This window comes from Streptomyces callyspongiae (assembly GCF_047200695.1).
In the GTDB taxonomy this organism is placed as follows: Bacteria; Actinomycetota; Actinomycetes; order Streptomycetales; family Streptomycetaceae; genus Streptomyces.
The window spans coordinates 73359-88298 of record NZ_JBJZOM010000020.1; the positions used below are offsets into that span (position 1 = coordinate 73359).

Below are 14940 nucleotides of genomic sequence, written 5' to 3' on the forward strand. Positions count from 1 at the left end.
GTCGAAGTGAGAGGCGGCCCTTCATGCCCCTGCGTTTTCCCCAGGCTCCGGCCACCGCCCGGCAGAGCGTCCTTGCAGCTCTGGAAGCCGGTTCCGGCAGCTCCACTCCTCGGCTGCACCCCGTGACGGCCCTGCCCGTCCACGAGGTCACCGGTGTGAGCCGCCAGGGGCCCACACGTACCGGTCTCACCGGGTGGCGCTTCCTCCTCGCACCCCCCTCCACCGGGGCCGAAGGGCCGGGAGCGGAGACCGCGCCGCCCGCAGTGAGCGCCGCGGAGGTCGTACCGGCACCCGGCGGCTGGGCGTTCGCCCATTTCCGCGGGGGCCCCTACGTCACTTCCACGCTCCGCGCCCTCGGCCAGGCGGAGGCGCTCCCCGGCACGTATCAGCCGCGGCTGCTGTCGGTCCCGGAGCTGTACATGGTGACCCTGTGGCTGCACGGCGTTCCCGACGCGAACCCCCACACGGGGGTTCCCGATCCGGCGGACCTGCTGGTGCCGCTGGCTCCCGCTCCTCCCGGAATCGCGCCGCACCGGCCGGGGCGTGCGGACGCACTCCTGCCCCTTCTCACCCGCCGGCTCACCTCGACCCCGCTGCTGCACACCACCCCATAGTCCGGCGAAACCGCCCGAAAGGGTGATGCGTCTCTTCCCACGACGGGTCCTGCCGCGAAAACCCTGCGGGTCGGCGTCCGCAGGAGAACACTGGGGACAGGCACGAGAAGAGACGGGGAACGGTCATGGAAGTCGCACCGAGCCGCACGACGTTCGAGATTCCGCCGAAGCGGAGCACGCCGTGCCATCATCAGCCGCCCTGCCCGACCGCCGACTCGGCGGACCGGGAGGCGGCACTGCGCGTCGCGCACCACCCCGAACAGGGCTGGAGTCTGCTCTGCAACGGCGTGCTGCTGTTCGAGGACACCGGGGAACTGCTGCCGGACGGCGGTGTCATCGCGCCGCACCGCCCGACCGGAACCGGCCGCGTCGTCGGCTCCGCCTGAGAAACGTCGACGCGGGGCCGGGCCCGGGGGACGTCCCCGGGCCCGGCCCCGTCACACGCTCGGCTCGGTCAGTCTCAGCTGTCGTACTCCTCGACCGGAGGGCAGGAGCACACCAGGTTCCGGTCGCCGAAAGCACCGTCGATGCGCCTCACCGGCGGCCAGTACTTACCGGCAGCCTGGACGCTCTGCGGGAACGCGGCTTCCTCCCGGCTGTAGGGGAACTCCCATTCACGCGCCAGCTGGGCGGCGGTGTGCGGTGCGTTGCGGAGCGGGCTGTCCTCCGCGCTCCACTCCCCCGAGGACACCTTCTCGATCTCCGCACGAATGGCGATCATCGCCTCGCAGAAGCGGTCCACCTCGGCGAGATCCTCGCTCTCCGTGGGCTCGATCATCAGGGTGCCCGCAACCGGGAACGACATGGTCGGAGCATGGAACCCGTAGTCGATCAGCCGCTTGGCGACGTCGTCGATGCTCACGCCCGTGGCCTTGGTCAACGGCCGGACGTCCACGATGCACTCGTGCGCGACCAGCCCGTGGGGGCCGGTGTACAGAACCGGGAAGTGCGGCTCGAGCCGCTTGGCGATGTAGTTCGCGCTGAGCACCGCCACCTGCGTGGCGCGCCGCAGCCCCTCACCGCCCATCAGACGCATGTAGGCCCAGGAAATCGGCAGGATTCCGGCGGATCCCCACGGCGCACCGGAGACGGGGCCGATACCGGTCTCCGGACCGGCCTCCGGCTGCAGCGGGTGATTGGGCAGGTAGGGGGCGAGGTGGGCGCGGACACCGACCGGACCGACGCCGGGACCGCCGCCGCCGTGCGGGATGCAGAACGTCTTGTGGAGGTTGAGGTGCGAGACGTCGGCGCCGAAGCGGCCGGGCCGCGCGAGCCCCAGCAGGGCGTTCAGGTTGGCCCCGTCGACGTACACCTGGCCGCCGGCGTCGTGCACGGCCGCGCACACCTCGGAGATGTCCTCCTCGAACACGCCGTGCGTCGAGGGGTAGGTGACCATCAGCACGGACAGCCTGTCCCCGTGCTGCGCGATCTTGTCCCGGAGGTCGTCCAAGGCGATGTCGCCGCTCTCGCCGGTCTTCACGATGACGACCTTCATGCCGGCCATCACCGCGCTCGCGGCGTTCGTGCCGTGCGCGGACGACGGGATGAGGCAGACGTTGCGCTGCTCGTCACCGTTCGCGCGGTGATAGGCCCGCACGGCCAGCAGACCCGCGAGTTCGCCCTGCGAACCCGCGTTGGGCTGCAGGGAGACCTCGTCGTAGCCGGTGACCTCGGCGAGCCGCTGCTCCAGCTCCCGGATGAGCGTCAGGTAGCCCTCGGCCTGATCGACGGGGGCGAAGGGGTGCAGTCCGCCGAACTCCGGCCAGGTGACGGCTTCCATCTCGGTGGTGGCGTTGAGTTTCATCGTGCACGAACCGAGCGGGATCATGCCGCGGTCCAGCGCGTAGTCGCTGTCGGCCAGGCGCCGGAGGTAGCGCAGCATCGCCGTCTCCGAGCGGTGCTCGTGGAAGACCGGGTGCGTGAGGTACTCGTCGGTGCGCAGCAGGGCAGCGGGCAGCGCATCCTCGACCCGGGTGTCGAGCGCCTCCACATCGGCGTCGACCCCGAAGGCGTTCCACACGGCGGCCAGCTGGTCGCGGCCGGTGGTCTCGTCGCACGTCATGCCCACGTGGTCGGCATCCACCCGGCGGAGGTTGACGCCCTCCTCCCGTGCACGGAGCACGATGTCGGTGGCGCGACCGGGCACCCGTGCCGTGAGGGTGTCGAAGAAGGCGTCGTGCAGCAGCTCGACACCGCCGTCGCGCAGTCCCTGCGCGAGGATCGTCGCACAGCGGTTGGTGCGGCGTGCGATGGCGGCGAGGCCGTCCGGGCCGTGGTAGGCGGCGTACATGCCGGCCATCACAGCGAGGAGGACCTGCGCGGTGCAGATGTTGCTCGTGGCCCTCTCGCGGCGAATGTGCTGTTCGCGGGTCTGCAGGGCGAGACGGTAGGCCATGGTCCCGTCCGCGTCCTTCGAGACGCCCACCAGTCGCCCGGGCAGGCTGCGGGCGAAGGTGTCCCGCACCGCCATGTATCCGGCGTGCGGTCCGCCGAATCCCATCGGGACACCGAAACGCTGGCTGGATCCGACCGCGATGTCCGCGCCGAGCTCCCCGGGCGAGGTGAGGAGGGTGAGGGCCAGGATGTCGGCGGCGACGGTGACGATCGCGCCGAGCTCGTGGGCCTGCGCGACGACGGCGCGGTGGTCGCGGACCACGCCCGATGCGCCGGGGTACTGCAGGAGGAGGCCGAAGACGCCCCGTTCCGCGATCTCGGCGGGGATGCCGTCGGCGAGGTCGGCGACGACGACCTCGACCCCGGTGGGTTCGGCGCGGGTGCGCAGGACGGCGACGGTCTGCGGCAGGCAGTCGGCATCGACCAGGTAGACGCCCTGCTTGACCTTGCCGACACGCCGTGAGAGAGCCATCGCCTCCGCCGCGGCGGTGGGCTCGTCCAGCAGGGAGGCACCCGAGGTGGGAAGGCCGGTCAGGTCGGAGATCACGGTCTGGAAGTTCAGGAGGGCCTCGAGGCGCCCCTGGGAGATCTCCGGCTGGTAGGGCGTGTAGGCGGTGTACCAGGCCGGGTTCTCCATGACGTTGCGCAGGATGACCGATGGCGTGAAGGTGCCGTGGTAGCCGAGGCCGATCATCGACGGCAGGACCGTGTTGCGCCGGGCCAGCCCGCGGAGTTCGTCGAGCACTTCGGCCTCGGTGCGCGCCCCGGGAAGCTGCAGCCAGTCGGTGCTCCTGATCACGTCGGGGACGGCGGCGGCGGTCAGCTCGTCGAGCGAGCCGTAGCCGACCTGGGCGAGCATCTTGGCCTGGTCGCCGTGGTCGGGTCCGACGTGCCGGTCCTCGAAGGGCGTACCACGCTCGAGCTCGGCGAGCGAGATGCGGTTGGCGGTCATCTGCGGGGGCCTCCTGGTCGAGCGACCTGCGAGGGCACCACGGCCGGTGCCCGGACGGCCTCCCCCTCTGTCATGGCAACCTGAGAGCTTCGCCCGGCCGCCCCTGGTGGGAGCCGCCCGGTTTTCACCGTCGGTGAGGGGGAGCCACGGCGCTGCGTCCGCCACCCGCCCTGCTTTCCAGAGTGACCTCGTCCGTACGGTACGTGAGCCTGAGAGATTCCGGGGAGGAGTTGCTCCTTCGGCGCCTCCGGCGCTGACGTCGGAGGACTCTCCCGTACGGGGTCGACAGCCTCTTCAGAGGGTACCAGCGCAGGCTCCTGAGGGAACGGGGCCTCGCGCCCGAGTGGCCGGACAGGGCGTTGTGGCCAATCGTGGGAGGGGGGCCTTGTGGAGTGGCGAGAAGCTGGAGGCACTGTGCAGACGGACATCGATCCGCGAAGCCTGATCGGCCGCAAGGCCTTCGACCGCGACGGCGTCAAGATCGGCACCGTCGACGAGGTGTATCTCGACGACGCGACCGGGGAACCGGAGTGGGCGGCCGTACGCACGGGGTTGTTCAGCCGTGACGCCTTCGTGCCGCTGGAACCCAGCAGTGTGGAGGGCGAGGTGCTGCGGGTTCCCTTCGAGCGGAACCTGATCAAGGATGCGCCGGACTTCGGGGTGGGGCGCCACCTGTCCCCGGAGCAGGAACTCCAGCTGTACCGCCACTACGGCTTGGACGTGCCCGCGTTCGGGGATTCGTCCACACCTCCCCCGCCCGACCGTGACTTCGGCCGGCTGGCCGGCCCGGAGGGCTGAGCCGGTCCGCTGCGTGCGGCGCGGGCCGGACCCGTCGACGGGTGCGCTGCGGCAGGCCTGCCGGGGAGCAGTGGGGGCGCCGTCGCGGGCCGCAGGTCGGGGTCGTCGACGGAGAAGGTGCGCACCCGCCCGGGAGGGGAGCCGGGCTCCTCGAACCGCACCGTGACGCGACCGATCCCACTGCCCTGGACCCAGCCGGGTCCGTGGACGGCGTGCCGGACGTCCAGCCCCGGCAGCCATCGACGCGGCGTGTCCGCTTCCTGCTCCGCTGTACCTGCGCGCGCCCCCGGGGTGGGATCCGGTTCGGGGGGCTGCCGTGCGTCGTCGGTGCCGGACTGCGCGAAGAGATCCTCCTGGGTGAAGTCGGCGAGGCCGCTGACTCCCACTCCCAGCAGCCGTACCCCGGCCGTGGTGTCCACTCCTGCCAGCAGCCGATCCGCGGCCTCCCGGACGACGGTGGGATCGTCGGTGGGACCGCGCAGCGTCTCGGATCGTGTCAGCGTCGAGAAGTCGTGGCTCCGTACCTTGATCACGACGGTGCGTCCGGATCGGCCGGCGTCCCGCAGCCGCCGCACGCAGCGGTCCGCGAGCCGCGCGAGTTCGTTCCGGACGCGCATGCGGTCGGTGAGATCGACGTCGTAGGTGTCCTCGACGGATACCGACTTGGCGTCCCGCTCTGCCACGACCGGCCGCTCGTCGTCGCCGTTGGCCATGGCGAAGAGGGATGCCCCGTGGGCCTTGCCCAGGAGTCGCAGCAGCTCGTCCTCTCCCGCCCCGGCCGTGTCGCCGACGGTGACGATGCCGGCGCGGCGGAGCACCTCCGCGGTCGCGGGGCCGACGCCGGGGAGAGTGCGGACGGGGAGGGGCGCCAGCAGTTCCCGCTCGGTGCCGGGCGGGACGACGACCAGTCCGTCGGGTTTGGCCCGCTCCGATGCGATCTTCGCCAGGAGTTTGGAGCCGGCGAGCCCCACGGAGCCGCTGAGCCCCGTGACCGAGGTGATGGCGCGCCGCAGCCGCTCACCGACCCGGCGCGCCGCCCGCGCGTCGGCAGGCACTCCGCCTGCTTCGAGGTCGACGAATGCCTCGTCCAGGCTCAGTGGCTCGACGAGCGGGGAAAGCTCCGTGAGCAGTGCCATCACCTGCTCGCTGACCTGCCGATAGAGGGCGAACCGCGGCGTCAGGCAGGCGGCGTTCGGGCAGCGCCGGCGGGCCTGGGCCATGGGCATGGCCGAATGGACGCCGAATCGGCGGGCTTCGTAGGAAGCAGTCGCCACGACTCCGCGCGGCCCCAGACCACCCACGATCACGGGCTTTCCGCGCAGGCTGGGCTTCGACGCCTGCTCCACTGCGGCGAAGAACGCATCCATGTCGAGGTGCAGAACCGTCGGTGCGACTCTCACACCCCCGATACTGCCTCAGAGGTGTGACGGTCTCAGCCGGCGCGGTTGCGCCGGCGGGCCAGCTCGTCCTCGGGGTGGTGCGCAACGACGGTCTCCCCGGTGTCCACACGTTCCGCGTGGAGCTGGGAGAGCGCTCCCTGCACGTCCTTCCACACCACACCGACGGCGATGCCGAACACGCCCTGGCCCTCCTGGAGGAGCTCGACGACGTCCTCGGGCGTGGCGCACTCGTGGACCGTGGCTCCGTCGCTCATCAGCGTCATTCGGGCGAGGTCGTTCCCGTCGTGGGCCCGCAGGTGCCGGACGGCGGTGCGAATGTTCTGCAGGGAGACGCCGGTGTCCAGCAGGCGCTTGACGATCTTCAGGACGACGACGTCGTGGAAACTGTAGAGGCGCAGACTGCCCGAGCCGTAGGCCGTCCGCACGCTGGGTTCGACGAGACCGGTCCGGGCCCAGTAGTCGAGCTGCCGGTAGGTGATACCGGCGGCCGAGCAGGCGGTGGGGCCCCGGTATCCGAGGGTGTCCGCGCCACTGGCGCGGGGAGGCGGCGCGGACGGGGCCCGGGGCGCGATTCCCGCCGCCGGAGGGGGGTCGCCCGCCGCAACGCCGTCGCCGGTGCTTCTCACGCCGACCTCCGTCCCTTCGCACTCCGGGCCCCGGAAGATGCCCACTTGAAGGTAGGCAGTCACTCGGGGTGCGTCAACGATCGCCACACTCGGCACGCCGGGTGATCTTCACCGGACGAGTGGTTTGCGGATCCGGGCCGTGGGGGACACATCCGTGCTCTCCCAGCGCCGGGACACTCTCCCGGCGGGTGCGGTCACTGGCTGCTGGTCCCGAAATCCTCGGGCGAGATCTGGTCGAGGAACTCGCGGAACTTCTCCACTTCGTCCTCCTGCTCGTCCGGGATGGCGATCCCGGCGTCGTCCAGCACGCCGTCGCTTCCGTAGATCGGGGTACCGGTCCGCAGGGCGAGCGCGATGGCGTCGGAGGGCCGCGCACTCACCTCGACGCCGCTGGCGAAGACCAGCTCCGCGTAGAAGACACCCTCGCGCAGATCGGTGATCCGCACGGCGGACAGCTCCTGCCCGACGGCGTCGAGCACGTCCTTGAACAGGTCGTGGGTCAGTGGGCGCGCAGGCGTCATGCCCTGCTGTGCGAAGGCGATCGCCGTCGCCTCCCCGGGGCCGATCCAAATGGGAAGGTACCGGTCGCCTCCCACCTCGCGCAGGAGAACGATCGGTTGATTGGAGGGCATTTCGACCCGGACACCCACAACGTCGAGCTCGTTCACACAGCAACCCTAGGACGTGCCCGGCCCGTTTGGATAGTCGGGAACCGATTCGGCACGGGCATCCGGGGGCCTGCGGCCCCCGATTCCACGGTCCCGGGACTCGAGCGCGGACCTGAGATAGGCGTCGTGGAGCCGTGCGGTGAGGCGGACGAGGTCCCGTGCCGTCGCCTCTGCGTACTCCCGGGTGCGCGGATCCGGATGCGCCCGCAATGGCGCCACGACCTGCTCGACCAGACCGGCCGACCGGTCCGCTGCGACCTTCACGGCGCGCAGGTGGCGGGGTTCCAGGCCGTGGCGCCCCAGCTCGGCAAGCATGCGGGCGACGCCGACCTGTGCCACGTCGTACGCCCCGGAGACATCGGCGTTCACCAGCCCGTACGCCTCCCAGTCGGCCCACTCCTCCTCGCCGGCGCCTGCGGCGGACAGAAGACGCCGCCGGCCGGCGCGTACCGGCCCGGACTCCGCGGGCGGGGCGGCAGGAGCCACCGCGTCCTGGAACGGTTCCTCCGCGTCGAGCCGCTCGCGGACCGCACGCAGGGACAGGCAGTGGTCACGCCGGAGCCGCAGCACCCGGCGGAGGCGCAACACGTCCTCGCCCCGGAACCTGCGGTGACCCGAGGCCGAGCGGGCCGGACGGACCAGGCCCTCCACCTCCAGGAATCGCACCACGGAGACGGTGACCTCCGGGAACTCCTTCCTCAGCTCTGCGACCACGGCGCCGATGCTTGCGGTGCCGTGGCCCGCGCATGCGCCCTGAGGCTCCCTGGTGGCGGCACCCGTGGGGGCGCCGCCGCCCGGTGTGTACGGCATCGATCTCCCTGGGGTCGGCCCCGGGTGGTCAGACGCTGCGGGGGCTGGCGAAGAACACCAGCCGGTACTTGCCGATCTGTACTTCGTCACCGTTCGCGAGCGGGACGCCGCTCTCGATGCGCTCACGGTTGACGTAGGTACCGTTCAGGCTTCCCACATCGGAGACCGTGAAGACACCGTCCGGGCCGCGGTGGAATTCCACGTGGCGCCGGGAAACCGTGACGTCGTCGAGGAAGATGTCGCTCTCGGGGTGACGGCCCGCCGTCGTCAGGTCCCCGTCGAGCAGGAACCGGGCGCCGGAGTTGGGCCCGCGGCGCACCACGAGCAGCGCGGAACCCAGCGGCAGGGCGTCGACGGCGGCCTGCGCCTCCGGAGGCAGCGGCGCGACATGCTGCCCGGTCGCCTCGGAGTCGTAGGCCTCGAGGCCGGAGATGGAGATCGTCGAAGTCGTCTCCGAGGGAGCCTCGGGCGGAGGCACGTTCCCCCGGAGCGGCGCGCCGCAGTGGGAACAGAAACGGCTCTCCTCCGCGGCACGTGTGCCGCACCTCGAACAGACCGGCAAGGCAGATCCTCCACCCGTTGGTGAGGTTGACGGATCTGTGGAACCTATGCTCGTGGCAGTACCGGGGTCAACAGAAACCCGGCCGACGCCGGCAGAACTACCGCCGGTCGGAGCAGCGACCTCGTCCCGGAACATCGGGCGGTCCTGGGGTGCGGCACCGCCGTCCCGGTGGCCGGCCCGGCCCCGGGCATCGCCGTTGCCGTCCTTGCGGCCCTTGCCGAACAACCTGGAAAAGAAACTCACGGGCGATTCCCCTCGTACGCAACAGACCCGCCCGTGGGGCAGGACAGAACCTCGATGTTCTCGCCGGTGGCGAGGCGTACCGCCGTACCGCCCCTCACCACCTGGGCACATTCTCCCCGACGCCGCCTCCCGGTACGCCGCCGACCCTCTTCACGCCTCATCGCCCACCTTGCTGGGATGACCGAGCGTAGTCAGGCGTCTCCGCTCTACGCAAGGCGTCCACGACGATCTTCTTCTCGCGGACGACGTCGACGCCTGCCTGATCCTTCTCCAGGGTCTGGATCACGCCTCCCGGAATGTTCAGGGCGGGCTCGAGGTCCTGCGGCTCGCCGATCACCAGGAAGGTGTACGGAGCGCGGACCTTCTCGCCGTCGATCCGCACGTCCCCGGGGCCGCCGGTGAAGTAGGTGCCGGCGACGACACGTACATCGTTCACCTGGATGGCCTCCGCACCTGCCGCCCGCAGCTCCTGGATGGTGTCCAGCAGCATGTCGGCGTCCACCGCCCCGGACGGGTCGGAGACGGTCAGGCGCAGGCCCGGCCCCTGGGCGGCCACCGTCCCCGCCAGGATGCCGAGTTGCTGCTTCTTCTGCCGGGTCTGCCGCCGAGCCTCCTCGGCCTGGTCGGAGCTGCTCTCCAGTTCTCGGCGCTGGGTCTCCAGGCGCTGCTTCTCCTCCTGCAGGCGGGCGGTGCGGTCGTCCAGTTCGTCGAGGATGCGCACCAGGTCCTCCTGGCGTGCTCCGCGGAGCGGACTGCTCTCGCTGGTGCTGCGGACCTGGATCGCCAGCCCGAGACCGAGTACGAAGAGCAGCACCGCGGCGATGAGTTGGGCCCGTGTGATCCGCGGCGGCCACAGTGCGATCGCAAGGCGCCGACGGCCGGTGGGGACGGCCGGGCCGGATCCTCCTGCGGAGGGCTCCGGCTCCGCCGTCGGCCCCTGGGGGGCGGAGGACTCGCCGGATGCGCCGTCGCCGGAGGCCGGAGCCGGGGAATCGGCCCCTTCCGTGCTGTCCGCGCGCCGGGGGCGGCCACCACCGGGCGGTGCGGTGTGGGGCTTCCCGGCCTCCGGTGCGGAGGACGAGTCGTCCCGTCCCCCGCCGGACGCCACCTCCCGCGGGGACGTCGGTTCCGATGCAGGCTCCGCGGCCGGGGGTTCGGCCGCCGGCTGTTCCGGGGGGAGCTCTCTGCCGGTGACCTTCGGGGGCCGCGCCGGGTCGTCGTGGTTCTCGTCGCTCATGCGTCTCACGCCCGGAACAGGTGGCGCCGGATCGCGGCGGCGTTGGAGAAGATGCGGATGCCCAGCACGACGACGACGCCCGTGGAGAGTTGAGCGCCCACACCCAACTTGTCCCCCAGGTACACGATGAGCGCGGCAACCACCACGTTGGACAGGAACGACACGACGAACACCTTGTCGTTGAAGATCCCGTCGAGCATCGCCCGCAAACCGCCGAACACCGCGTCCAAGGCCGCGACCACAGCGATCGGCAGGTAGGGCTCGACCACCGTCGGCACCACCGGCCGAACGAAGAATCCGGCCACGACTCCGACGACGAGGCCCAGTACGGCGATCACGATGTGTTGCCCTTTCCTGTCTTCACCGGCTCTGCTGTTCGAACGATCAGGCCGGCGGCCGGGAGCCGGACCCGGTCCTGCACGTTGATCTGGTAGCGGATGCCGTAGTTCTCCTTCAGCACCTGCAGGTACCTGCCGTCCACACTGTCCCGGAACCGCGTGCCGAACTGCTCCCCGTCACCCACCGCAAGGATCGTGTAGGGAGGCGCCAGCGGCTTGTTGTCCACGAGTATGGCGTCCCCCGCGGCTCTGATGGCCGACAGGGCGGTGAGACGCTGCCCGTTGACGGAGACGGCTTCGGCTCCGGAGCTCCAGAGCCCGTTGACGACACGCTGCATGTCACGGTCCCGTACGCGGCCGGTGTCGGAGAATCCGTTGCTCCGACGCGGCCCGTCACCGCCCCCTTCCGTTCCCTTCGCGTCGTCGACGGTCAGATTGAGGCCGGGCCCCTCGACGGGGACGGCTCCGGCGAGGAGCGTGACCTTCTCCGCCGTGTCGCCGCCGTGCTTCTCCAAGGCGCGTCGCTGCATCTCCCCGACCCGGTTCCGGAGGGTCTCCACCTGCTTCTGCAGGGTGTTCGCCGTGGCGGTGCCCTCGTCGACCCGGTCGATCAATTCCTGACGTTCCCTGGCCAGGGTGGGCGCGTCGACCCTGGCCTGCACTGCCCCCACGGTGACGACGAGAGCGGCGAGCACGACCCCCGAGGCGAGCCAGAGCCGCCCGCGGAGGCTGCGGGGCAGGCCGTGCGGGCCTTCGACCCCGTCGCGTGCGGCGACCTCGGCGTAGCCGTCGTCGAGGCTGTGCTCCATCACGTTGGTCAGGAGCGACATGGACTCGTCGGGTCGTGCAGGCCGCGACGGTGTGGTACTCCGTCCGGGGGGCTGCTGCGACATGCCGCACATCGTCGCACGTCGGCTCCCGTTGCACCGAACGGGCCCTCCCCAAGGGCCGTTCCGGCCACTTCACGCCCCGGGGAGGGCTCCGCGGAAGCGGATCAGTCCCCGAGGCCGTCCACGACGTCCGTCCACTCGTCCAGCAGCTCCTGGGCGGAGGTGTCGTCGGGGCCCTCGGCCCACAAGTGGGTGACGGCCTCTGCCGGGTCGGGGAGGACCATGACCCAGCGGCCGTCGGACTCGACGATGCGGACGCCGTCCGTGGTGTCGACATCGCGGTCGCCGGCGGCTTCGACGACGCGCCGCATGACGGATCCCTTGACGGCCCACGGGGTGGTGACGGACTTCCGCAGCACGTGTGCCTGCGGAATGCGGGCGTCGATCTGGCTGAGGGTGAGCCGGGTCCGGGCCACGAGACCCAGGAGACGCACGAACGCTGCGGTGCCGTCGAACACGGAGCTCGCTTCGGGGATGACGAAACCGCCGTTGCCGTCACCGCCGAAGACGGTGTCGTCCTCCCTGCCGACGCGTGTGAGGTCGTCCGGGGACGTGGTGGTCCATTCGACCTGAGTGCCGTGGTAGGCAGCGACCTGCTCGGCGATGCGCGTGGTGGTCACGGGAAGCGCGATCCGGCCGCTGCGCCGCTCCGCGGCGACAAGGTCGAGCATGACCAGAAGCGCACGGTGGTCCTCGACGATCCTGCCGTGCTCGTCGACGAGGGAGAGCCGCTCACCCACGGGGTCGAATCGGACACCGAACGCGGCCCGTGCGGAGGCGACGATCTCGCCGAGGCGCACCAGCCCGGAGCGTCGGATGTCGGCGGTCTCGGTGGGGCGGGCCTCGTCGAGGCCCGGGTTGATGGTCAGGGCGTCGACTCCGAGCCTGCCCAGCAGGCTCGGCAGAACCAGCCCGGAGCTTCCGTTGGAGGCGTCCACGACGACCTTCAGACCCGACTCGGCGATGCCTTCGGTGTTGACTGCTCGCAGCAGTGAGCCGGTGTAGCTGTCGAAAACGCTCGCGGGGAAGCGCAGGTCACCGATCTCCCCGGGGAAGGCCCGGCGGTACTCCTGCCGCGTGTAGACACGGTCGAGCTTGCGCTGGGCGGCCTGCGAGAGGTCGGCTCCCCTCTCGTCGAAGAACATGATGTCGACGTTGTCGGGGAGGCCCTGGGTCGTACGGATCATGATACCGCCGGCGCTGCCGCGTGCGGTCTGCTGGCGGGCCACGGGCAGCGGAGCGTTCTCCAGGTCCCGCACGTCGATCGCACTGGCCTGCAGGGCGGAGATGATGGCCCGCTTCAGTGCGCGGGCGCCCCGGGAGTGGTCGCGTGCCGTAGTGACGGTCGAGCCCTTCTTGAGGGTTGTGGCATAGGCGCCGGCGAGCCGCACGGCGAGCTCCGGGGTGATCTCGACATTGAGGATGCCGCTGACGCCCCGGGCGCCGAACAGATGGGCCTGGCCGCGTGACTCCCAGATGACGGAGGTGTTGACGAAGGCGCCGGCCTCGACGGTCTTGAACGGGTAGACCCGGACATTCCCCTGGACCACGGATTCCTCGCCGATGAGGCACTCGTCCCCGATGACGGCGCTGTCCTCGATGCGGGCCGCACGCATCACGTCGGTGTTCCGACCGACGACGCAGCCGCGCAGATTGGCCTGCTGCCCGATGTAGACGTTGTCGTGGACGACGGTCCGGTGCAGAAAGGCGCCGCTCTTGATCACGACGTTGGAGCCGACCACGGTGTGCTCGCGGATCTCGGTGCCCGCTTCGACCTTCGCGTAGTCCCCGATGTACAGCGGGCCGCGGAGCACGGCGTCGGGGCTGACCTCGGCGCCTTCGGCCACCCAGACCCCGGGCGAAATCTCGAACCCGTCGATGTCCACCTCGACCTTGCCCTCGAGCACGTCGGCCTGAGCCTGGGCGTAGGACTCGTGCGTGCCGACATCCTCCCAGTAGCCCTCGGCGACGTAACCGTAGATCGGCTTCCCCTCCTTCATCAGCTGGGGGAAGACGTCACCGGACCAGTCGACCGGCACATCGGGGTCGACGTAGTCGAAGACCTCGGGCTCCATCACGTAGATGCCGGTGTTGACGGTGTCGGAGAAGACCTGGCCCCAGGTGGGCTTCTCGAGGAAGCGTTCCACCTTGCCCTCCTCGTCGACGATGGTGATGCCGAATTCGAGAGGGTTGGGGACGCGGGTGAGGCAGACCGTCACGAGAGCGCCGCGTTCGCGGTGGAACGAAACAAGTTCCGTCAGGTCGAAGTCGGTGAGGGCGTCGCCGGAGATGACCAGGAAGGCGTCGTCCCGCAACGCCTCCTCGGCGTTCTTCACGCTGCCCGCCGTGCCGAGCGGCTTCTCCTCGTTGGCATAGGTGAGTTCCATTCCGAGCTCTTCGCCGTCGCCGAAGTAGTTGCGCACGAGAGAGGCGAGGAACTGGACCGTCACCACGGTCTCGGTCAGTCCATGGCGCTTGAGGAGCCGCAGAACGTGTTCCATGATCGGGCGGTTCGCCACCGGAAGCAGCGGTTTGGGCATGCTTGCGGTCATCGGGCGAAGGCGGGTGCCCTCGCCGCCTGCCATCACGACGGCCTTCATGTGGGAAGCGTCCTCCTCGTGCAGACGACGGTGGAACCGGCTTCACCCCCCAGAAGGCCCAGGTTGTCACAGAACGGACGCCAGGGTTGCGATGACGCCGCAGAGAAGGGATCAGCCGACTGCGACGCTCGCTCTGATGAGGCGGCGGACCTGGACGACATACAGGATCCCGGCCCACCAGTACAGCGCTGTACCCCAACCGGCGAACGCCCATCCGAAAATAGCAGAGAGTGACGCCAACCATCCACTTCCGTCACTGAGCAGCAGGAGCGGGAACGCATACATGAGGTTGAAGGTGGCGGCCTTCCCCAGATAGTTCACCTGCGGAGGTGCGAAGTCGTGGCGGTCGAGGATCCACACCATGACCAGCAGCAACAGTTCGCGGGCGAGCAGGACGCCGGACAGCCAGAGCGGGAGAATGCCCCTCCAGGTCAGTCCCACGAGCGTGGAGAGGATGTACAGCCTGTCGGCCGCCGGATCCAGGATCCGGCCGAGACTGCTGACCTGGTTCCACTTGCGGGCGAGCTTGCCGTCGAGGTAGTCGCTGACGCCGCTGAGAGCCAGCACCAGCAGCGCCCAGCCGTCGGCGTCCGGGCCGCCGAACTCCGGCCAGAGGATCAGCCAGAGGAACAGCGGGACGCCTACGAGCCGGCCCATGCTCAGCACGTTGGGGATGGTGAGGACCCGGTCCGTCTGGATCCGCGCCTTCTGAGCCTCCACCCGGGCCTCCCGTTCGCGACTACGCCGATGGTGCAGGTTTGACGATACCGGCATCCATCGGACGCGGATTCACAGGGGTGCACCAACA

14 protein-coding genes and 1 riboswitch are annotated in these 14940 nt (G+C 70.3%); of the genes, 3 read left to right on the plus strand and 11 right to left on the minus strand.

The features are described 5' to 3' along the window. The first annotated feature begins 23 nt into the window (after positions 1 to 23). Both ACL06G_RS18755 and ACL06G_RS18760 read left to right on the plus strand, forming a co-directional pair. Positions 24 to 614 carry a hypothetical protein gene (locus ACL06G_RS18755; protein WP_412787464.1) on the plus strand — a complete coding sequence of 197 codons (591 nt, stop codon included), beginning with the start codon at positions 24 to 26 and terminating at the stop codon, positions 612 to 614. 158 nt (positions 615 to 772) lie between these two features. Continuing rightward, positions 773 to 1000: a DUF5999 family protein gene (locus tag ACL06G_RS18760; protein ID WP_412787527.1), complete on the plus strand. Its 228-nt coding sequence runs from the start codon at positions 773 to 775 to the stop codon at positions 998 to 1000. Positions 1001 to 1074: 74 nt separating this feature from the next. Here the strand turns inward: ACL06G_RS18760 and gcvP are convergent, their stop codons facing one another. Then, positions 1075 to 3960, minus strand: coding sequence for an aminomethyl-transferring glycine dehydrogenase (gene gcvP, locus ACL06G_RS18765; RefSeq protein WP_412836369.1), 2886 nt, complete (start codon positions 3958 to 3960; stop codon positions 1075 to 1077). Between the two features lie 187 nt (positions 3961 to 4147). After that, positions 4148 to 4245, minus strand: a riboswitch (glycine riboswitch). Positions 4246 to 4374: 129 nt separating this feature from the next. On the opposite strand from gcvP, the gene ACL06G_RS18770 reads away from it, so the two are divergent. Continuing rightward, positions 4375 to 4758, plus strand: a complete 384-nt coding sequence (locus ACL06G_RS18770) for a PRC-barrel domain-containing protein (protein ID WP_412787462.1) — start codon at positions 4375 to 4377, stop codon at positions 4756 to 4758. Here the strand turns inward: ACL06G_RS18770 and ACL06G_RS18775 are convergent. The 10 genes from ACL06G_RS18775 to clsA all read right to left on the minus strand — a co-directional run bounded on the left by ACL06G_RS18775 (position 4668) and on the right by clsA (position 14852). Then, entirely contained in the window at positions 4668 to 6158 is a 1491-nt protein-coding gene (locus ACL06G_RS18775) for a DNA polymerase IV (RefSeq protein WP_412787461.1), read from the minus strand. The genes ACL06G_RS18770 and ACL06G_RS18775 overlap by 91 nt on opposite strands. 32 nt (positions 6159 to 6190) lie before the next feature. Next, positions 6191 to 6784, minus strand: coding sequence for a MerR family transcriptional regulator (locus tag ACL06G_RS18780; RefSeq protein WP_412787460.1), 594 nt, complete (start codon positions 6782 to 6784; stop codon positions 6191 to 6193). Between the two features lie 194 nt (positions 6785 to 6978). Further along, positions 6979 to 7452 (minus strand): bifunctional nuclease family protein, encoded by a 474-nt coding sequence (locus tag ACL06G_RS18785; RefSeq protein WP_412787459.1) that lies wholly within the window; start codon positions 7450 to 7452, stop codon positions 6979 to 6981. Positions 7453 to 7461: 9 nt separating this feature from the next. Then, positions 7462 to 8262: a transcriptional regulator FtsR gene (gene ftsR / locus ACL06G_RS18790; RefSeq protein ID WP_412787458.1), complete on the minus strand. Its 801-nt coding sequence runs from the start codon at positions 8260 to 8262 to the stop codon at positions 7462 to 7464. Between the two features lie 28 nt (positions 8263 to 8290). Next, positions 8291 to 9178: an FHA domain-containing protein gene (locus ACL06G_RS18795; protein WP_412787457.1), complete on the minus strand. Its 888-nt coding sequence runs from the start codon at positions 9176 to 9178 to the stop codon at positions 8291 to 8293. Positions 9179 to 9224: 46 nt separating this feature from the next. Then, entirely contained in the window at positions 9225 to 10304 is a 1080-nt protein-coding gene (locus ACL06G_RS18800; protein ID WP_412787456.1) for a DUF881 domain-containing protein, read from the minus strand. A gap of 5 nt (positions 10305 to 10309) precedes the next feature. Beyond that, positions 10310 to 10642, minus strand: a complete 333-nt coding sequence (locus tag ACL06G_RS18805) for a small basic family protein (protein ID WP_412787455.1) — start codon at positions 10640 to 10642, stop codon at positions 10310 to 10312. Continuing rightward, on the minus strand, positions 10639 to 11535 hold the full coding sequence (locus tag ACL06G_RS18810; protein ID WP_412787454.1) for a DUF881 domain-containing protein: 897 nt from the start codon (positions 11533 to 11535) through the stop codon (positions 10639 to 10641). Before ACL06G_RS18810 ends, ACL06G_RS18805 begins: the two co-directional genes overlap by 4 nt. 101 nt (positions 11536 to 11636) lie before the next feature. Further along, a complete protein-coding gene (locus ACL06G_RS18815; protein WP_412836370.1) occupies positions 11637 to 14132 on the minus strand; it encodes a sugar phosphate nucleotidyltransferase in 2496 nt (831 codons plus the stop codon). A 111-nt stretch (positions 14133 to 14243) separates the two neighbouring features. Continuing rightward, on the minus strand, positions 14244 to 14852 hold the full coding sequence (clsA, locus tag ACL06G_RS18820; protein ID WP_412836371.1) for a cardiolipin synthase ClsA: 609 nt from the start codon (positions 14850 to 14852) through the stop codon (positions 14244 to 14246). Between the last annotated feature and the right edge of the window lie 88 nt (positions 14853 to 14940).